The organism is Clostridium sp. UBA7339, from assembly GCF_002470865.1.
GTDB lineage: Bacteria > Bacillota > Clostridia > Clostridiales > Clostridiaceae > Clostridium_J > Clostridium_J sulfidigenes.
Window position 1 is genome coordinate 369973 of the sequence record NZ_DKPI01000014.1, and the last position, 20992, is coordinate 390964.

The 20992-nt window shown below is 30.0% G+C and carries 25 protein-coding genes; all 25 read right to left on the reverse strand.

Annotated features, from left to right (window positions below; all coding sequences use genetic code 11):
* Positions 1–11: 11 nt before the first annotated feature.
* The 25 genes from B2S02_RS16025 to B2S02_RS16145 all read right to left on the reverse strand — a co-directional run bounded on the left by B2S02_RS16025 (position 12) and on the right by B2S02_RS16145 (position 20887).
* Positions 12–1013, reverse strand: a complete 1002-nt coding sequence (locus B2S02_RS16025) for a S66 peptidase family protein (protein ID WP_346921027.1) — start codon at positions 1011–1013, stop codon at positions 12–14.
* Positions 1014–1179: 166 nt separating this feature from the next.
* On the reverse strand, positions 1180–1701 hold the full coding sequence (locus tag B2S02_RS16030; RefSeq protein WP_346847451.1) for a GNAT family N-acetyltransferase: 522 nt from the start codon (positions 1699–1701) through the stop codon (positions 1180–1182).
* A 30-nt stretch (positions 1702–1731) separates the two neighbouring features.
* Positions 1732–2529, reverse strand: a complete 798-nt coding sequence (locus B2S02_RS16035) for a class I SAM-dependent methyltransferase (RefSeq protein WP_346921028.1) — start codon at positions 2527–2529, stop codon at positions 1732–1734.
* 227 nt (positions 2530–2756) lie between these two features.
* Entirely contained in the window at positions 2757–3332 is a 576-nt protein-coding gene (locus B2S02_RS16040) for a GNAT family N-acetyltransferase (RefSeq protein ID WP_150845739.1), read from the reverse strand.
* A 39-nt stretch (positions 3333–3371) separates the two neighbouring features.
* A complete protein-coding gene (locus B2S02_RS16045) occupies positions 3372–4253 on the reverse strand; it encodes an aminoglycoside 6-adenylyltransferase (protein ID WP_346876533.1) in 882 nt (293 codons plus the stop codon).
* A gap of 1 nt (position 4254) precedes the next feature.
* Positions 4255–4944 (reverse strand): 5'-methylthioadenosine/adenosylhomocysteine nucleosidase, encoded by a 690-nt coding sequence (locus tag B2S02_RS16050; protein WP_346876534.1) that lies wholly within the window; start codon positions 4942–4944, stop codon positions 4255–4257.
* 54 nt (positions 4945–4998) lie between these two features.
* Positions 4999–5592 carry a GNAT family protein gene (locus B2S02_RS16055; RefSeq protein WP_346876535.1) on the reverse strand — a complete coding sequence of 198 codons (594 nt, stop codon included), beginning with the start codon at positions 5590–5592 and terminating at the stop codon, positions 4999–5001.
* Positions 5593–5673: 81 nt separating this feature from the next.
* Entirely contained in the window at positions 5674–6147 is a 474-nt protein-coding gene (locus tag B2S02_RS16060) for a GNAT family N-acetyltransferase (RefSeq protein ID WP_346876536.1), read from the reverse strand.
* A gap of 11 nt (positions 6148–6158) precedes the next feature.
* Positions 6159–6986, reverse strand: a complete 828-nt coding sequence (locus B2S02_RS16065; protein WP_346921029.1) for a DUF2785 domain-containing protein — start codon at positions 6984–6986, stop codon at positions 6159–6161.
* 48 nt (positions 6987–7034) lie between these two features.
* The gene (locus tag B2S02_RS16070; protein WP_414632268.1) at positions 7035–7586 is read right to left on the reverse strand and encodes a GNAT family N-acetyltransferase; all 552 of its coding nucleotides are present in this window, start codon (positions 7584–7586) and stop codon (positions 7035–7037) included.
* Between the two features lie 32 nt (positions 7587–7618).
* Complete coding sequence (locus B2S02_RS16075; RefSeq protein WP_346890974.1) at positions 7619–8809, reverse strand: hypothetical protein; 1191 nt, start codon at positions 8807–8809, stop codon at positions 7619–7621.
* 104 nt (positions 8810–8913) lie between these two features.
* Positions 8914–9036 (reverse strand): hypothetical protein, encoded by a 123-nt coding sequence (locus B2S02_RS16080; RefSeq protein WP_346876539.1) that lies wholly within the window; start codon positions 9034–9036, stop codon positions 8914–8916.
* Positions 9037–9347: 311 nt separating this feature from the next.
* Positions 9348–9482: a hypothetical protein gene (locus B2S02_RS16085; RefSeq protein WP_346876540.1), complete on the reverse strand. Its 135-nt coding sequence runs from the start codon at positions 9480–9482 to the stop codon at positions 9348–9350.
* A gap of 52 nt (positions 9483–9534) precedes the next feature.
* Complete coding sequence (locus tag B2S02_RS16090; protein WP_346876541.1) at positions 9535–10395, reverse strand: GNAT family N-acetyltransferase; 861 nt, start codon at positions 10393–10395, stop codon at positions 9535–9537.
* A gap of 74 nt (positions 10396–10469) precedes the next feature.
* Entirely contained in the window at positions 10470–11312 is an 843-nt protein-coding gene (locus B2S02_RS16095; RefSeq protein WP_346876542.1) for an MBL fold metallo-hydrolase, read from the reverse strand.
* 341 nt (positions 11313–11653) lie between these two features.
* Entirely contained in the window at positions 11654–12229 is a 576-nt protein-coding gene (locus tag B2S02_RS16100; RefSeq protein ID WP_346847464.1) for a Type 1 glutamine amidotransferase-like domain-containing protein, read from the reverse strand.
* Between the two features lie 127 nt (positions 12230–12356).
* Complete coding sequence (locus B2S02_RS16105) at positions 12357–12893, reverse strand: GNAT family protein (protein WP_346876543.1); 537 nt, start codon at positions 12891–12893, stop codon at positions 12357–12359.
* 20 nt (positions 12894–12913) lie between these two features.
* Positions 12914–13687, reverse strand: coding sequence for a GNAT family N-acetyltransferase (locus B2S02_RS16110; RefSeq protein ID WP_346876544.1), 774 nt, complete (start codon positions 13685–13687; stop codon positions 12914–12916).
* A gap of 46 nt (positions 13688–13733) precedes the next feature.
* Complete coding sequence (locus B2S02_RS16115; RefSeq protein ID WP_346847467.1) at positions 13734–14165, reverse strand: GNAT family N-acetyltransferase; 432 nt, start codon at positions 14163–14165, stop codon at positions 13734–13736.
* Positions 14166–14331: 166 nt separating this feature from the next.
* The gene (locus B2S02_RS16120) at positions 14332–14808 is read right to left on the reverse strand and encodes an ASCH domain-containing protein (protein ID WP_346847468.1); all 477 of its coding nucleotides are present in this window, start codon (positions 14806–14808) and stop codon (positions 14332–14334) included.
* Positions 14809–15503: 695 nt separating this feature from the next.
* Positions 15504–17291, reverse strand: a complete 1788-nt coding sequence (locus tag B2S02_RS16125) for an ABC transporter ATP-binding protein (protein ID WP_346847469.1) — start codon at positions 17289–17291, stop codon at positions 15504–15506.
* Positions 17292–17311: 20 nt separating this feature from the next.
* Complete coding sequence (locus B2S02_RS16130; RefSeq protein WP_346876545.1) at positions 17312–19057, reverse strand: ABC transporter ATP-binding protein; 1746 nt, start codon at positions 19055–19057, stop codon at positions 17312–17314.
* Between the two features lie 392 nt (positions 19058–19449).
* Positions 19450–19608 carry a hypothetical protein gene (locus B2S02_RS16135; RefSeq protein WP_346847471.1) on the reverse strand — a complete coding sequence of 53 codons (159 nt, stop codon included), beginning with the start codon at positions 19606–19608 and terminating at the stop codon, positions 19450–19452.
* 261 nt (positions 19609–19869) lie between these two features.
* Complete coding sequence (locus tag B2S02_RS16140) at positions 19870–20376, reverse strand: GNAT family N-acetyltransferase (RefSeq protein ID WP_346847472.1); 507 nt, start codon at positions 20374–20376, stop codon at positions 19870–19872.
* Between the two features lie 97 nt (positions 20377–20473).
* Positions 20474–20887: a hypothetical protein gene (locus B2S02_RS16145; protein ID WP_150845722.1), complete on the reverse strand. Its 414-nt coding sequence runs from the start codon at positions 20885–20887 to the stop codon at positions 20474–20476.
* Positions 20888–20992 lie beyond the last annotated feature (105 nt).

The window sequence follows — 20992 nt, forward strand, 5'->3', positions numbered from 1 at the left end:
TTCGCAATACCCTATAATCCCCATTCCTCAATAATACTTACTTTCTTGTTTGTAGCATCAAGTTCAATCTCACATCCTATTGGTAGAGTCATCATTGGATGTGTATGACAGCAATCGAAATCTGCAATGAATGGTAATTTTTTATTGCCTAACACTTCTAACAATATTTCATATGGTTTTTTACCTGTCTTTAAGTCGTCAAACAACTCATGTTTTCCAAGTATTATTCCTGAAACTCTATTAAAGACACCATTTACTTTTAAAAAAGAAAAACTTCTTTCTATTGTTGCAGCATCTTTTAAAGAATCTTCTATAAAAAGTATATCTCCATCCTTTATTTCAGGCATGTATTTGCTCCCCCATATACCTTGCATTGTATTCAGATTTCCACCTATTATTCTACCTCTAGCAACCCCTTCATAGATCGTAATCCATTTATTTTCTCTCTCTTCTTTGCCTCTATCTTGTGTTTCCCAATTAACATATTCATCTGTCCAATATTGTGGAATTTCAAAAACATAAGGAATTTTTATTTCATCCATCGTAATTTCTTTTAAATATTTAAAAGTGGCATCAACAAAGGGTGGTAATTCCCCAAATGAAGCTACCAATGCAGGTCCATAATAAGTACTTATTCCTGTTTGTTCATAAATAGCCAGTAGAATTGCTGTAACATCAGAATAACCTATTATTATTTTAGGATTCTTTTTAAATGCTTCATAATCTATATAAGGAAGGAGTGAATTTGAGTTCATTCCTCCAATAGTGGACATTATACATTTTACTTCGGGATCTCTAATTAAATTATTTAACTCCTCTGCCCTCTCTTTGATACTACCTGCCCTATAGAAATCGTACTTTCCTGTTAAGTTTCCTTCTACTATTTTAAATCCTTTATCTTGTAAATATTTCTTTGCTCTTTCAAATCTTTTAGGACATGAATATGTTATTGGTGATGATGGTGAAAAAATACCAATAAAATCACCTTTTTTTAATTTCTCTATCCTATTCATGTAAATTCCTCCAGTCCAATAATAACTTCATTCCTTTAATTCTTGTAGACTTTATCTTTCATATTATTTATATCACTATAGTTCATATATCATATACCAATTAAATAGATATCTTAAATAATATACTTTTCCATAGCTATCTGTGGTAAAAAGAAATCCTTTCCAATTAAAGTTCTATCCAATATCTTAATACCTCTTTACCTGATTCCTTTGAAATTACAGTGTTTTCTAACCTTCCACCATTGTACTCAATTATCTTTTTAGAACCAATATTATCAAAGTCACATGTTACTAAAACTGTTCTATGTCCTAGCACCCTTGCTTTTTCCAATATTAAATTTAATATTAACTTTCCATATCCCTTTCTTCTATACCTTGGTGATATATCATAACCAATATGTCCACCTTCTTCATAGTTTGTCTCATTAAGCTCATATCTTAATCTAACAGTTCCTAAAATATCCTTGTTTTCATTTAAAAGCCACCATTCTGATGATGCAACGTGTCCCACTTCTAGATTAACTCCCTTTTCCCTATTCTTAAGATAATCTAAATAACTTTTAAAATCATAATTTGCTCTAGAATACCTTCTCTCAATCACATCTTCGTCATTTTTATTATAGTCATTAAACATTTCAATAAATTTTTCCTCAAGACAGGGTTCTGGCTGTACCAAATCAATCATCATTTACACCTCAATTCACAATGAATTTAATATTTACTTCTCCGCTACAAATAAAAGGTGGTTACTTGTACCTAAAAACTCAGGCTTTTCACAGCAATAATAATGATAGTTAAGCCACTTACTATAACTTTCCTCATCCATATTATTTATTTTATCTGCCAAGAGTTCACTTAATCCATCTGTAGCAACCTCTGACGTAATTTTTAAGTCAGATTCTCTTAATAGCTTTCTACACTGGTCTACTGTATGGAAAACAAAAGGAAAGTCTACAACTTTAAAGGTGTCATGATTATAGTTATTTCCCTTTAAAAAATCTTCTTCATAGAGCATAGTTTCCGTAGTAATAACCATGTCATTAGATATAAATGCAAAGAACATCTTTCCATCCTTCTTACAAACTCTTTTTACTTCTGCTATGCACTTCATCCTATCTTGAATTTTTGACAAATGATATAAGGGACCAAAGCATAATACAATATCATAAGTTTTATCTTTAACCATAGATATATCCATTGCATTACCTTGAAATACTTCCATGGACATTTGAGAATCAACTTTTCCCTTTATTTGCATAACATGTTTTTCAACTAGCTCAATGGCAGTTACATCAAATCCCCGTTTTGCAAAGTACAAGCTATATTCTCCTGTTCCAGCTCCTAAATCTAGTATTTTCATACTTGGTCTAAGATTTTTTTCAATCTGCCTTACCGTTGTTAAAAACTCCACTTGCCTTGCCTTTGTAGATAATCTTGAACCTTCATCAAAAATATCATAAAGAGCTGAAACTCTATCCGCTTCCTGTTCTATCTTTGAAATATCCTCTATCTTCATCTAAATACCACCTTACTTAAAATTATGGGTCTGCCCCTCTTTGTCCTAATTTTCTATAGTTCTAGTTCCATTACCTCATTCTTAATTGAAAAGTCTTCCTCTTCCTATTCACGTTGCCATCTCATTCTGCGAAAACTTCCAAATCCTCTTCTCCATCTAATCTACATATCATCTTTCCTTAAACTCTTACACACTTTAAAAAAGTTTCATTTATCTATTCTTAACTATTATTGATTATATTTCCAATTTTTATTAATAATATAGTATATTTCATTGTCTCTCCACTCATTATCTTCCAGAATAAACTTTTCTCTAATTCCTTCAAAATGAAAACCGGCTGATAAAATTACTTTTTTAGAAACTATATTATCAAGATTTATATGAGCCTCTAATCTGTGAAAATTCAAGTCTTCAAATCCTATATTAACTAGTGCTTTTATACTCTCCTTTCCATAACCTTTATTCCAAAACTGATTATGTATTGTATAACCAACCCTTGCATATTGGAAGTCTTCACGCACATGAGTTGTAATATCACAATAACCAATTGAAGCTCCATCCTCTTTACGAAAAATATTCAACATATAGGTGGAATCATTTTTGCCTAGTTCCTCTCGTTCCTTTAATTTCTTAGCATACCATTCCTCAGTGATAAAAGATGTATCAAACCATCCCTCATCATAAGGAGATTGAGATTCATTCTGTTCTTTGAACCCCCTTAGCCATACTTTATAATCTTCTAATTTTAGTGCCCTTATTTCAAGCCTTTCAGTTCTTTCTAAAATATCATTATAGATTACCATTATTTTATCCCACCCCAATTACTATATATTTTTATTTAATCAATATATTTCTGTAGCATCCCTCGGTAATTCTTTGATATGCTTTATAAACTCATAGCTTCTCTTAGCCTCTTCATAATTATATTCATATCCAAATATTTTACCTACTTTAGGTGCAATCTCTTCAAATAACTGGCATGTTGTAATTAGTGCATTCCAAGAGGAATCATAATCACTCATATTAAAGGTACTCATTAACCTTGTCCATACATCTAAATCCAAATATTCTTTTAAATATTTATTTGCTTTCCCTATACTTACTTTAAATTCTGTTTGAATCCCCACCTGCCAAGATAACATAGTTAATAATTCTTTTCTTACATAACTATTCATTACCTCTATTGTAAAAAGAATTTCTTCCCTCCAAAGTCCTTTTGCACAGTATGGCGCTACCCACCAAAACTCATTACATCGACTATAATATTGTCCATAGGTAGGTCTTTTTACCCAATAATCTTCATCAGTTGTTGCTGGTATTTGTGGTAAACAGCTGTCTTTATCAAGTAAAGGAACAGTTAATTTATCTTTTCCATATTCCTTTATTAATATCTCTATAGGCTGAATATGCAAGTCAATTCTATTTCCATCTGTAAACTGCATTAAATAAGTATAGCCATTTTTAAAATCAACATCTCTTCCTTGCATTTTATCAAGCTTATCAGGTTCTTGGAAAATAATTGGCTCACCAAAAACACTTATCCAATCCTCATCTCTCAGAAAAGATTCTGTATCAGTAACTACATAAACAATGTCATAGTCCTGAAAAATGTCTTTTTTCACATTAGGATTTGCCCGAGAACCATTCATATAAACAGCTCTAATTCGGCTATCTCTATTTGCAACACTCAATATTAAATCAAACATTTCCTTTTCAGTTCTCATGTTACATCCACCTCATCTCTAATATTTTTTTAACCATATTAATTGAATTATTTGATGCTGATACACAGTTCTTTTCAAATACTTCTACCCCACACTGATCTTCTGTATCTGTTATAGACCTTATTGCTATGAATGGAACATTATTCACGTAACACACATGAGCAATACTTGCCGTTTCCATATCTACACAAAGTGGATGATATTTAGAAATTATTTCAGTACGACCATTATTACTTATAAAGGCTTCTCCAGTAACAATTCTTCCAAAGAATATTTTTTGAGTGAATGTATTTTTATCTATCACTGCTCTACATAATTCAACCAGCTTACTGTCTGCTTTAAAGTATATACTTTCCATCCATGGATGATATTCAGTCAAGATACCTTCATCCACATCATGATATGTTATTTCTGTTGAAATAACAGTATCTCCAATATTTAATATATTATCTATTCCTCCTGCTACCCCTGTTACAATAATATGAGTAACATTGAATTTATCTATTAATATTTGAGTTGCAATGGCTGCATTTACTTTACAAACCCCACAATACAATGCAACAACATCTCTGTTTTCATATATACCACTGTAAAATGTCAGCATAGCAACATTTTCTACTTTTTTATTAGAAATCTCCTCAATAAAAGGCATAATTTCATTTTCCGTTGGTCCAATAACCCCAATTTTCAAAAACTCATCCCCTAATTATTTACTTAAAAGCATAAATCCATAAGAACTTTATCATCATACTTTATAATCTTTCTTTAATATGGCTAATACAATATCATCCACAAACTCACCTTTCATAATGGTTCTTTCTCTAAAAATACCCTCTTGAACAAAGTTTGCTTTTTTTAGAGCTTTTACAGACGCTTCATTACCAAGGGTTACAGTGGCTTCTATCCTATTAAAGTTCATTACTTCAAATCCGAATTTCACCAAAACCCTTATAACTTCAGTTGCATATCCTTTATTCCATTCATCACGATTAAATCCATATCCAATCTCGCTTCTTATTGAAGCATCATCAAAGCTCCCTAAATTACAATATCCAATGATTTTATTATCATTCTTTCTTGCTACACCCCATGTAATCTCTTCTTTATTTTTAAATTCATTTTTGTAATGATTTATTATGGATAGTGCATCATCTTTAGTATTAATGGGTGTAAACCAATCATATTTAGCAACTTCAGGATCACTATAAATCTTAAATATCTCTTCTACATCTTCTGGATTTACCTCTCTAAATATTAATCTATCAGATTCTAATTCTGGAAATACCTCAAAGCACGACTTGTCAATTTTCACTTCATGCATAATATTATGACTTGTCACTTAGTATCACTCCTCTTTTTCAAATTAGGCAAGTTTGAACTATCTTATAATTTTAAAATTACTTCTAGTAAATAATCAATCTTATATTTTACATATCTTTTCATAACTAACAAGTGTCATTCTTTCATTTATCGGTATTAGATCACCAACTTTTTTATATCCTAATTTTTCGTATAGATGACAGTTGCCCTTTTCCTGAAATATTGTATCCAAAACCCACTTCTGTACTTTAGGATAATAACTTTCTATTTGTTTCAATGCTTCTTGTGCAATTCCCCTATTTTGGTATTCTGGAAGAACACATAAAGCTGATATCTTATAAGTCATTTCCTCTAATTCTGTTACTCTAACCCAGCCAACATTAACGTCATTCAGTTTAAAAATATAAGCAGTAGTATTGGCTCTATCCATCTTTTCTTTAACCATATCAATACTTTCCATTGCAGGATTTACATCATAATCATGATATTTGTCAAGCAATTGTTTAAATGACCTTTTCTGTATATCATGGATAATATCTGCAATATCGCTTGAAATCTGCATTACCTTTATCATTTCTACTCCCCTTATTTAAATCTACTTATTTCATTCAATACTTCTCTAGCTGTATTTGCAATATTCTCATATTTAGGTATATCAATTAGTCTAAAGTACAGGCTTTTCAAAAATATATTGATATTAAAAGCAATGACTAGATCTTCTGGATATCTTCCCACTTTTTCTATTTTGTTGAACCCCTTAACCCAAGCTTCTATTTCTTCTATTGGTATTATTTCTCTTTCCAATATAGATTTAATAGCTGTAATCATACGTTCATCTTCAAAATGAATATATCCATAATAATTTATATTTAACTTTTTATAAAATGCATCTAGTATGTTTTTTAATCTCTCATATCCAATTTCTTCACACTTAGCAAATTCATCAAGAGCATCAGCACCATGGGCAGCTCCATGAGCCCAGCCTTTAACTTCTACATATCCTCTAACATCCTTATCTTCATTATAAAATTTCAAAAGAATATCAAAGGCCTTTTCAATATCACTTTTAGATAAGAACTTATCACTTCTATGTCTATAGATGCATGCTGCAACTATTTCACTTGAAAAGGTTCTACCGAAAACCGAATCATCAATATTACCTAAACCCTTAAGAATATGCTTTTCATCTAAAGCTATCCACAATAGCTCATTAACCTGCTTTCCTGATAGCTGATTTTCATATATCCAAGTAAATAGATTGGAAAGTATAAGATCATCACGTAATTCACTATCAATATCCCTTATATTGTCCATCATTTTCAAAGATAACTCATATGGATTTACCCCTTCTGGTACTTTATAATCATTTTCCTTTATACTCTTTAACAATTCTTTTAATTCTTGCTTTTCCAACTTATATTTCTCCTCTTTAACCTTTTATTAAATCCCCGTAATACGCCTTTATTCTATATATAAATCCATAAGAATTTCATCATCATAAATTCCATCTATGTTAAAGAAGTTTCTATGAACTCCCACTTTTTCAAATCCAAGCTTCTCATAAAGATGTTGAGCTTTTTTATTGCTAGCTTTAACACCTAAACTTATAGTTTTTATAGTTTCATGATTCTTAGCAAAGTCTATTAATACTTTCATAACTGTAGTGCCAATTCCCATGCTCCAGCATTCCTTTTTTACTGAAATAGCTAATTCACTATTATGGGCTATTCTTTTTCTATTCGGAGCACTAACTTGAGAAACACTAACTATTTGATTATCTATAATACCTAGGAGCATAAGAGCATTATTATTTTCATTTATATTTTTAATATGCTCTCTTTCCTGCTCCAGAGTAAGTCTAAACTCATTTTTACCGAAAAGAAGGTTGTCACTTTCTCCACCAACTATATTTAGATACTCAATCATAGCCTCTGAATCCTCTTCAGTTGGTTTTCTTAATATAAGCACCTTGCGATTTTCTAATTTTACTAGCTTTAATATGTCATCCTTCATATTCATCACTTCTTTCTATAAACCTATTTTTATTAATCATATACCATCATGCTCTTTAAGTATCTTCCTTCTTTCTTACTCTCATATGGTTTAGCTACAATTCCTTCTTTTATTAAATCCTCATTGGCACGTCCAAATATTTGATGCCAAAGTTCATTTCCTACTTCCTTTATACTCACTTTATGCTTAATTGCCGTTAAACCCTTGGAATATTTCTCTATGCTACTTAACGTATTTTTTACTGTTTCAAGGATCTCTATAAGAATAATTTCACCTATTTCGGTGACTATTTTCATATCTCTTTCTTGAAATATAGGTACATTACAATATAATTTATTATCTGTTTCATCTATGTTTATGTAGTCCATCTCTTTAAGAAAAATTGCTAACTCTTTATCTTCATTTGACAACTCATTATAATTAATTGCTTCACTAAAAATTCCCCACATTAGTTGGCCACATTTTTCCGCAGTGTTTTTATTAACCTTATCTATAATTTTTATATATGGTAGATTTAAATCTTGGAAAGGAGTTGAATTTCTAATACTCTGTTGCGTCATTCTAAAAAATCTATACATATCTTTACGTACTCCATTAGAATCTCCAAAACTATTAAAGATAAACTTATTACTTCCATAATTATTACTACTGCATAAAGGTTTATTGCTATAACTATCAACAATATAGCTGTCTTCATATCCAATTATCATATAATTCCTATTACCTGGCTGAAGCTTAGAGCTAGTAAATACATTTCTTTGTTCAAAAAAATCAAAGGCAATTCCATCAAAAATCATGTCGCAAATTATATGATATAGTAATCTTTCTTCATCAAAAATCTTATAACTTGATAAATTTTGAAGCTTCTCAACTACTAAAGGTTTTATCCTAATAATTATATCTACTATTTGCTCTCCCACATTCTTTAGATATACATCCATGATTTCAATATCACTCTCTAAAAATATAGGGAAGTTTATTTTAAATTTTTCTTTATTTTCTTCTATTGCATTTATTCTTTTCAAATTACTTATAATACTATTTAACCTATGATTATCAATATCTATAAATTTACTTATATCCTCCTGTGTTAATGAAAATGCCTCATTTTCTGCAATAATATATAATATTTCTGATGCAAAATTTTCATCACACACATATGCAGGGTTATATTTATCATAAACTTCTATATCACCAAAATAATATAAGTTTAATCTTTTCATATTATTCCTCTTTTCTTTTACGCCTTTAATAAATCCTTATTTTTTACTTTTTAGCATATTGTAAAAGCTATTTCCTTCTCTTGTGATTATTACTATTTAAAAACTTAACTTTTTAAATAGCTTAAAACTTCTTTTTCTATAAGATTAAAATCCATAGCTGCTATATCTTCCACGGTATATCTCTTACTTAACTCACCTATCAGCTTAGATCCTAAGAAATACCCCACATCACTGATACCTAAAACTTTGAACCAATCACCATAAAAGTCTCTAGTTCCTTTTTATTTGTCCTTTAAAGCTTCTACATATTTTAATTTAAGTTCTTTTTCTAACTCTTCACAGTCAATGCTCCACTGCTCTCCCCTAGAATCAAAACTACTCTCTCCTAATACTTGTTGAAAATATTGGGCAAAGCCTTCCTCATATATATTCCAGATTCCTTCATTATACTTACTCTGCTCTACCTGCTTTGGTAATTTTGATTCACCTCTTATTTGAAAGTGAACTACATGACAAAGTTCGTGACAAACTAAAGCATCTATTTTCTCCCCATCTCTGGAAAATTACTATTGTAAAACTTCTCCCATAACTCCATCTTTTCCTTAGGCTCTTTATTTAAGTTTTCTTCCATCAATCCCATATAATCCTTAAAAGTATCTATAATGTTTATCATCATAAGTCACCTAGCTTTCTAAAAATTCTAAAAATTACTCTCTCTTTAATCCCTACTGAACAATTCTATAATCAAAATTATCTTCAATAATTTTATATCCTATCTTAGTGTAAACTCCGTTAGATACAGGATTGCGTTTATCTACAAAGAGGCTGCAGAACTCATTTCCTCTTTCTAAATATAATTTACTTAGGTTATAAACTACAGCAACTCCATAGCCCATGCCCCTCTTTCTAGCATCTGAGTAAACTAAACTAACAGAAATTCCTTTCTTTAATTGTTTTGTAAATGCTGCCATAGAAACTGGCACATGATTTTCATCTTCGAAAATATATATAGCTCCATTTCTAATTCTAGTAACTAGCTTTTCTATAAAGGTTTCTACAACCATGTCCTCATTTAAAGCTTCTTTTCCAAATTTAATATGCCAATCTATTACTAAATCTAAATCCTGCTCTGTAGCTTCTCGAAAATACCCTTTAGGCAATGTAACAGAATTTAATTTTCTCAACTCCATAATATCCATGGCTAAGCGTTCCTTGAATTGACACTTTGTTTTACCTTCATAATATTCAATAAATTTATCACAAACTTTTTTATTTGCATTAATACCTACTATATTAATTTTATTTTCTATCAAATAATCAACTAATGCTTTAATAGCATTATCATCTTTTTCTTTTAAATTGTTTATTTGCAAATTATATGGACTCACATTACAGAAAACAAGGGATACTCCTGACTCATCTTCTACACGCCCAAATAAAACATCACTATCAGTATCTTTTTCTCTATTTACATATGCATTAAATAATATTAATTGGTTTACTGATTCCTTCTCAAGAAGTATCTCTTCATTAATGTTTAAAAAATCCTTAACCTTATCATATATAACCACCTTCATAATTTTCATAGTATGAGACTTAACTCATACTAAATACACCCCCTTTTTCTATATAAATGATTTGTACTCTTATTGAATAAGTTTTATAATTTTATTACCATTCCATCGTAAGCAAAGCTAATATCTTCATAATGATTTTGTAACTCTAAATAATCATCATAGGATTTTCCCCAATCTTCCTCAAGATGTGTCATTATAACCTTTTTAATATTATATTTATTCTTTAAGTCCACTATCTCATCCATTACAAATAATTCTTCTCTTAAAGGATTGTCCTCTTCTAACTTAAAGTCACCCTTTAAGACATCACCAATAACTGTATTACCTATAATCATTACATCAGCATCCTTAAATATTCCATTCACTGGGAAAGGTTTTACATCACAAGGAGCATATATAAGCTTCTTTTCTCCTTCTTCAAAAACAAATACTGTAGCAGATTCAGCCTTAATTAGAGTTATTTTTATTTCTCCTATTTGTATTGAATCATTAACCACATGTCTTTTTATTAAATTTCTTATTTTTTGATAGTAGTCAAAATATGAGCCATGCTTTGAGCGTATGGAATTTAAATCCTCCATTACATGATCCATAGCTATAACTTCTATGGGATTTTCACATTCTATTCCTTGGGAAATATTTAGCCAATTTAGTCGAAGCTGTTCAAATACCCTCATACCAAGGGTATGATCTGGATCCATATGACTATATAAAACTCTATCTATTTCCTTAATTTCTCCATAATTTAAGCTTTGAGAAATATCCTCTGGGGTATCTATAAGTAGCTTAGCTTCTTCTAGATATATGCTACATCCAAATCTTGCATAAGGATTTCCCTTCTTTCTAGCCTCCATACATACTCTACAACAGCAAAGTGGCTTTGGTAGTGTAACACATCCTCCACTACCTATTATTTTAAAATTCATAGTAATCCCTCCTGTTTTCTCTCTAATTATAATTAGATTTTTTATTATATATGTTTTAATAAAGTCTCTACATTAAATTTACTTGCAATCTTAGATCACATTAGGGAATATTAATGAGTTTTATTTATTGAAACTTATATATCACGTATTTTTAAACTCCTTTACTATCTTCAACTTTATCATATACAACTACCTTCATACCTTTATAGCAAGAGCTATTAACTCTAAGTAAAATTCACTTCTTTTATTTTTAGACTATTTTCTGTGTATAACTTTGTTAATAATTCGTGATATATGAAAGTTGCGTATTAACTTATATTCAATTAATAAATTGTAATATGTCAAACTCGAATTACTTGTCCCTTATCTATCAAGAATACTTCACCTATGTATAAGGTGTTATCCTCTGCACATATGATAGCACCGTCATCACATATACCATACAATGGATATTTTTCTGAAAGTAAAAGCAACTCCTCGGTTATATTATTTTTATCTAAATGAGGTTCAACTGAAAATTCAACTAATCCGAGTGCTTCATATATTTTCAGTTCATCATGTTCGCAAGTTAATGTACACACTGCCGTTTTCGTCATATTTATCGAACCAGCACTCATTCCGATAATTACACCTTTTTGTTCTCTAATACATGGTATCAGTCCATAAGATTCCAAATAAGCAAACTGTGTTGGTGTATCGCCACCTGCGAGCCATAAAACATCGGCATTTCTAACTATATCTTGTGCAGTTTCTTTTGACATTCTGCCATCTATAACCTTTACGCTACTAAAAGTTATTCCACAATCAGAAAACATCTTTAAAAAGTGATTACAATACCAATCCGTTTTGTCATATATGTTTTCAAATTCAGAAGCCACAAAAACAAAGTTCATACCCGTATTTATATATGACTTCAATAGTCTGTTAAAATCATCAGGGAATCCATTAGAAAATCCGCTTGTTAGTATTTTAACCATCATACATCCTCCTTTTCATATTCCTTAATTTCGTTGTTTCTTATTACAATCCTTATAGCACAATAGATTACGATTGCGACTTTCTCATCCATAATACTTTGACTTTCTCTCCTGCAATCTCGCCATCATATTCACTAAATACTTTAAAGCCTGATTTCTCATAAGTTTTTATGGCTCTTTCATTAAATTCAGCTACTCCCAACCTTACATAATCACCTTTATATTGATGATGTTCTACTGCAAAATTGACACAAGCAGAAACAAACTCTTTTCCTAAACCTATTCCTGTTAAATTAGGTTCTAACCCAAAACCAACCCACATTTCATAATTTATATCAGGATTATCTTTCACGGTGTCTATATCAACATAACCATCATCATCTGAATCTTCTTCAACTTCTCTAAAAAAATTTATAGTTAATTCCCCTACTAAAATTTCTTTTTCATTTAAAACTGCAAATTTACTGAAACCCCAATTTTTCTTTTCCAATAAATCTTCTGCCTCATTACAATAATCATATATGGAATATTCATTTTCATATTTCCATTCATTAATCATTGTTTTTGCATAATTATCATTCATAGGTACAAACTTAAACTTCATAGTCAAACTTCTTCTTAAATTTATCTTATATAATTAACATAATAAGTATCATATGGTTCTTTTAATACATATCCAAGCTTCTGAGCTAACTTAACGGACTCAAGATTAGCAGCATCCCAACTAGGATACTTCCCCTTGCTAATACAGTCTAAAATTAATGCAGCAGCTGCTATAGTTGCTAACCCTTTCCTTCTATATTCTGGAAGTGTATCAACTTCAATTTCGATTCCTTCATCGTAAACACTATAAGATGACGCTGCCGATACAATCTTTTCATTATGCAAAATACAGAATCCAATGCCTATATTGATATAATCATCTATGGATTTAAACTGACTTGTAAAATCTTCTGATAACTCTTGTAGTGATGGATTTTTTGCTAAAGATTTATCTATTTTTTTTAACTCATATCCTTCAGGTAATGTTGATAGAAATGTATTTAAATGATCAACATCTAAATTCTTAATATCCCTTTTAAATCTATATCGTTGAAACTTTTCCATACGTCCCTTATGAATAATTTCTATACGTTTTTTCCACTCTTCAGTATCCACGATAACTAAAATATTCTCAGGCAAATTATATAATAGTTCTTCTGCTTCCTTACTGTTATGGTTTCCTGCATAAAATGCAAAAACCCCTACTATAACCTGTACAACTGTTGGTTTTTCAATGTCATCAGCCCAAGCTTTTCCCATATGTCCTTGAAGGCATGAAAGAATAAGTGTACAATCTATATTTTTAAAAACAGAACATAAATTTTTTCTTAAATTACTATCTACTTCATAGATCATTAAAATTTTCTCCTCATTTCAATTCAAATATTTCCCTTAACTTCATTTATAATTTCTTAGTTAAAAAATACTCCTTATGTCCTTTAGGGCTATCCTCTAAAATTCCAAAAACCTTATATCCATTCTTCATATAAAAGTCTGGTCCTTGAAAATCGAAGGTATCTAGATGTGCTATATGACATCCCTGACTCCTTGCTGCATCCTCTGCCTCTTTCAAAAGTATTGAACCATACCCTCTATTGCGATAATCATCTTTAACCCACAATGTGTCAATATAGAAGATGTGCCAAAACACAGAGTAAGCTAATATGCCTCCCATAACTTCACCCTTTTCATTCTTAATACAACGATTTATCTTAATGTATGGCTCCTCTTGTTCAAATGGTTTAGACAGTTTGTTATGTTCCATAAGCATTTCATCAATATAATCTATTTCTTCCTCATTAGGTATTTCTATTTTGATATTGTCTTTATTCATAATTTATCTTTAGTGAGAGATTATATTGTAAGTACCAATCCCTCACTAAATCTATCCTCCTTTCATTTTATACACTTTTATGTGTCTAATAAGTTGTTAATTCGATTTATAAGAACGTTATATCTCAACAATAACATTACATATTAGGTTTATTTTTATATAATATCTATACTTGATATACTACTTCAAAATCTTCAAAAACCACTAGCATATCATCACTGAATTCATACCCTAGCTGTTTTCCATCTTCCTTGAAGAAATGAGCATGTCCCTCAACCCAAGATTCCAATGTATCATCCTCACCCTCACGCTTACAAATGTCATAAGTAATATCTGAAAATGGAATAATTGTTATCTCAGTAGTTTCAATAACACATCGTGGTACACCTTCCCAATCAGTGACAATACTTAAATCACCAACCTGAGGTATACGCTCGCCTTCAATTTCATACCTCAATAAACTACTTGCTGTAGCCCTCTTTTGCCCAATTAATACTAAACGCAACAGTTCATTGGCCCATTTTTCAGTTAATTCAAAATGGAATACCTCTAAACACTTTGTTGTTTCATTTCTGTTCGTTTCCCTCAAAAATGTTTTCCAGAACATATCAATTTTTTCTTGTGAATATTTTTCATTTTCCATTACCGCTACCTCCCTCTAGTTTTATACTAGATTTTTTGTATATAGTTGTTTTATCCTATCATCTTTAGCCTTTATTTTATCTTTATGTATATCAACTATATTCCTATTCCATAAGGTCTAATTCCTTTTTTAAAATAGGATAAAACTTAATATCAGTAACGTAGTTAGGGCAATTATAAAAAAAATAACCATAACTATCTGAACATTAATAATTACTCAATCTCACTTCCTAATTTAAGAATTTAATTGTTCTATTTTAGGTATCTGAAAATAAATAATAAGTCAAAGATGGAAAGTATATTTTGAGTTAGACAAGGAAACAGGTTCCGCAGATAGTAGCACTATCTAAGGGTTCTGTTGACGCAGTATAACACAAAATAGACGAGCATTCTGACTTATTTATTTTTTGAAGATGCCTTAATACTATTTCCCATATAGAAAAAATGCTGAAACCCGCATGAACAGAACAACTAGTTATCTAGTTAACTAGTTATATATGAAACTATTTAAATATACAAATAGTTTCATATGAAGCTATATAACTATTTACATAGCTCATAGGTAAAATTTAATTTAAAATCATGCATTGAATCAGCTATAAATTTTATTTTCTTATATTATTTACAAGGACACTCCTTTTCACTTTGTTCAAATGAGTAAGTTCCTAGATCTAAATCGTAGATTTAGATGGTCACTTATGCTCCTTCATTTAAGAAGCTGTACTGAGCCATGTATAAGTTATAGTAGAATCCTTTAAGTTTTAATAATTCTTCATGGGTTCCACTCTCTACAATTTCACCATCATCTACTACCATAATTTTGTCACAGTCTCTTATGGTTGAAAGTCTGTGGGCAATTACAAAGGAAGTTCTTCCATGAAGTAATTTATTTATACCTTTTTGAACTAATATTTCTGTTGCAGTATCTATATTAGATGTTGCTTCATCAAGGATAAGAATTCTTGGATTTGCAAGTAATGCTCTTGCAAAGGATATAAGTTGTCTTTGTCCTACTGAAAGTCTTGAACCTCTTTCGTTAACTTCTGTGTCATATCCTTTTTCTAATTTCATAATAAAATCATGGGCATTAACGGCCTTTGCTGCTGCTATGATTTCTTCATCAGTAGCATCTAATTTTCCATATCTTATATTCTCCTTAATAGAAGTCGAGAATAAGAATGTATCTTGAAGCATTATTCCCATTTGGCTTCTTAATGAATAAAGATTGACCTTAGAAACATCCTTACCATCAATTAAAACATCCCCTTCAGTAGTATCGTAAAATCTACTGATTAAACTAGTTATAGTAGTCTTTCCTGCCCCTGTTGGTCCAACTAAGGCGATATTTTCACCTGGTCTTATTTTAAAGTTTACATTGTGAAGTACCTGAACGTCTTTCTCATATTCAAAGGAAACATTTTTAAACTCTACTGCTCCCTTAATAGTTGGCATATCTTCACTTCCCTCCATCTCATCAATGGTTGGTACTACATCCATAATTTCAAATATTCTCTCTGCTGCTGCAAAGTTAGTAACTAATGTATTGTAGTAAGAAGCTATATTTATGATTGGTCTCCAGAACATACTTGTATATGATATAAAAGCTATTATGGTTCCAATGGAAACTTCTCCACGTCTAGTTAAGGTTGCTCCATACCAAAACACTATGATGGAACTTATTCCAAAGGACATATCTATAAAAGACCAAAGCCAGTCATTATATTTAACTGCTGATAAAAATCCATCTCTAACCTCACCTACAGCTTTTTCAAATTTCTTAGTAGTTTCTCCTTCAAAGGTGAAGTTTTGAATAATCTTTATCCCTGAAAAAGATTCATGGGTAAAGCCATTTAAATTAGAACGTTTTTGTCTAAATACCTGCCATTTAGCTCTAGCTTTTACCATCATTGTAGATACTACAACTGCAAGTACCGGTAAAATTATTATAGAAACTATAGCCAATTTTGCATTCATTACAAAAAGTATTACTCCTATAGCTATAAGATTTAGTGCCTGTGGTATAACTGTAGTAACAGATTTTGAAAACAGCTCTGAAAGAGAGTTTACGTCTCCAACAACTCTCGCTAAAATCTTTCCTACTGGTCTATCGTCAAAAAAGGAAAATGAGAGTTTTTGTATATGAATATAAAGCTCTTGCCTTATAGTATGCAGTATACTGTGAGTGGTTTTATTCATTTGATAGGTAGATAATTTACTAGCATACATACCTATAACATTTATTCCTACTAACCCTAGACTTATAACTATAAGTCCTACTACATCTTTTACTTCAATATAATTATCTATAGCAATTTTTAAAAGCATAGGGCTTAAAAGCCCTGTACCCATTACTATAAGCATAAGAAAAAGTACTAAAGATACTTTTAACTTATAGGGTTTTACATATTTCACTAATCTTAATAGTATATCCCGACCTTTTAAACTATTAATTTTTTCGTCTTGATTAACTGAATTTTTAGCCATTCTAGCACCTTCTTTCTCTCTTAAAAGTTAGCCACATCTTCATCTGACAACTCTAAGAAATCTTTAAATTGAGTTTGATATATCTCAAAATACTTACCTTTTTTATTTAAGAGTTCTTGATGATTTCCTCTCTCTACTATCTTTCCATCCTCCATATATAAAATCATATCTGCATTTTTTACAGCTGATATTCTATGGGCAATGATAAAGGTAGTCTTCTTCGTGTCTCCATGATATAAATTTTTAAGCAATTGATACTCGGTTTCCATATCTAAAGCAGAAGTTGAATCATCTAAAATTAAAATTTTGCTATCTCTTATCAAAGCTCTAGCTATACATAATCTTTGCTTTTGACCTCCTGAGAGTCCAAGACCTCTCTCACCGATTAATGTGTCATATCCATCCTTAAGTCCATCTACAAATTCCTTTGCACATGCAAGCTCTACAGCCTTTTCTAGTTCTTCTTTAGTAGCATTGTTCTTACCATATTTAAGGTTATTCTCAATGGTATCAGAGAATAGAAAAGAATCTTGTGGAACTATAGAAATACTATCTCTTAAAGATTTTAGGTTTAAATCCTTAAGATTTATACCATCTAAAGTTATTTCTCCTTCTGTAGCATCATAGTTTCTTCCTAAGAGTGCCATTAATGTTGATTTTCCTGAACCTGTAGTACCCATAATAGCTACTGTAGATCCAGCTTTAATATTAAGATTTATATTATCTAATACATTCTTTTCTCCATAGGTAAAAGATACATTTTTAAGTGATAATTCACCTTCTATATTCTGTGGAACAATTCCCTCTTTAGAATTTTCAATAGTAGTGCTTACCTCTAAAATGTTGTTTATCTTTCCTGCTGAAGCCTTAGTTCTAGAGAATAGATTCATAAGCCATCCAAATTCTCTCATTGGCCATATAAGCATCCATAGATAACTAGTGAATGCCACCAATTGACCTACAGTAATCTTATTGTAGATTACTAAAATACCACCTACACAGGTTACAAGAACTACAGAAAGATTCCCTAAGAACTCCTCTAATGGGAAGAATTTAATCCATATCTTTGTATGTTCCATTTGTAAATCAAAGTTTTTAGAATTGTATTTTAAGAATTTAAGAATTTCATGTTTTTCTCTTCCAAAAGCTTTAACTAGCTTAACTCCAGCAATATTTTCTTGTGCTGTAGTATTTAGCTCTGCAATGTGGTCACTTATTCTGTCATATACATCATCAATCTTCTTTTCAGATTTTATGGTGATATATGCTATTATTGGCATAGTAGAAAGAGCTACTAAGGTAAGTGTTGGACTTATCCTTAATAATAGAACTGAAGCTATACCAAAATAGGCTATATTTTCTATTAAAAGCCTAAACCCAAAGCCCATAATGTCCATTATATTATCTGCATCTTCCCCTACCCTTGACATTAATTCACCGGTGTTTACTTTGTCAAAGTAAGAGAAGGACAGTCCTTCAATATGCTTGAATAAAGTTTCCTTTACTTCCTTAGAAATAGTTATTCCTAAATAATCAAATAAGTACTCCTTTAGATATCCAAAGAAAAACTTTATTAATGATATACATCCTATAATAAACAATATTTTATTTATAATTTCATAGTTTTTACCACGAAGTACATCATCTATAAATATTTCAGTTACATAGGGAATTGTTAAATCTGCTGAAATTACCAGAATCATTGAAACTATACCAAATATAGCTACCCCTAAATGATTTTTTACATAGCTCAAGATTTTTTTCACTTGAATCCCTCCTTCAATGTGGTTATTATTATTAACCTCTTATGTTTTAATGTGTAAAATTAGTATCTGCAAACCACCTCTTAGTCATAATACTTCCTCCCTTTTGTCATATAATCCCCAATCATGTTAAACTCTGCTGTCTATAAATTTGCTATAGATATAAATAAAAATAAAAAAGTCATAGTCCTATACCTCTTGGTATATAGGACTATGACTTAAATCATCTATAGCGTGAATAATACTAAGGAATTAATCCTTAAATATTAAAATTCATTTTAGGCTTATGTATATCTTACTTATCTTAGTATAAATAATTGTATTAAAAGCCTTATAAATATATAAAAAGTCCCGGGTTACCCTAGGACTTTTCTCACAAAATAGTTTGTTAAAAATCAATCTTTTAAACCTATATTCTGAGGCAGGGTAATATTCCAAATATTAAATTGTAAAATGTGATTATATGCACTATTAATATTGCCAGCGCCAACATTGACTCTAGCATTAACTCTATTTCTATTCATTTCACTGATTACTAATAAATTGTTTAACATTTTCCTACCTCCTTTTTTAAAATTTATTTTCTAGTTTTATTTAGTTTTACTAATTTTTACTACCCTTTTATTATATACAATTAGTATAAATAATGTCAATGACTTTTTCTAAATTTTTTGAATTTATTAAATATATTTTCTATTATATAAATTTCATAAAAAATAGCGACTATAAAATAGTCGCTAAAAAATAAAAATATTTACTATATAAATCATATAATATATTAAAATTTTACCTATTATTTTAAATACAGCTATGAATTAAAATTCTGCTGCCAAATTAGTTAATGCTTTATCACATACTCTATATACAGTCCATTCATCCATTGGTATTGCACCAAGCTGCTTATAGAATTTTATTGATGGTTCATTCCAATCAATACACCACCATTCAAATCTACCACAATCTCTCTCTACAGCTAATTTAGCTAAGAATGAAAGAAGTGCTTTTCCCATTCCTTTTCCTCTCATTTCAGGTCTCACATATAAATCTTCTAAATATAAACCTGGTTTACCTGTGAAGGTTGAGAAGTTGTGGAAAAATAATGCAAAACTTACTGGTATACCTTCATACTCACCAATTACTACTTGAGCTGCCTTTCTAACAAATAATGATTCCATTAAAATTTCTTCAGTAGCAACTACTTCATTTAAAAGCTTTTCATAATCAGCTAATTCCTTTATAAATTTTAGAATTAAAGGTATGTCCTTCTCTTCAGCAAATCTTAAAGTATAATTTTCTACTTTAGTTTTTATTGTACCTTCCATGTTAAAAATCCCCCTATAATACATCTTTGTATTTTGAAAGTTAATAAACCTTCTATAATTATATTAACCCTTTACATATGAGTTTGTAAATATGCTTTTATTTATACTTAGATAAGTCCCATTTGCTTGTAGTAGGTCTTTCCCTTATTTCTTTTGAAATATTCTTTGTTAATAACACAAAGAATACAAAGGATATTCCTGAAATTAAAAAATATTTCTTAACATATTTTTTATCTTCTTCAATAGTTGATTTAACAAAATTTACATCTAATTCTTCATATTCCTCTTTTTCATTATTAACCATGTACTCTAAAGTATCCTCTGCCTCTATTATTTTTATACCAATAAGTGCTCCATTTCCAGCAAACCATACCATTATACAAATAAGTATTGCAATACATCCATTTTTTAGTCCACTTTCAGATAATCTGTAGTTAATAAGTATATTTTTCACCATATAAATTACCGCTATGAAAACTAACAATATATTTAGTCCTACTATTATATACATGATATCCCCCTTAACATTTTAATACAATTATACCATATATATAGTAATATGAATGTTAAATCATATTAAAAGACTGAAATAGTTAATTTATCTATTTCAGTCTTT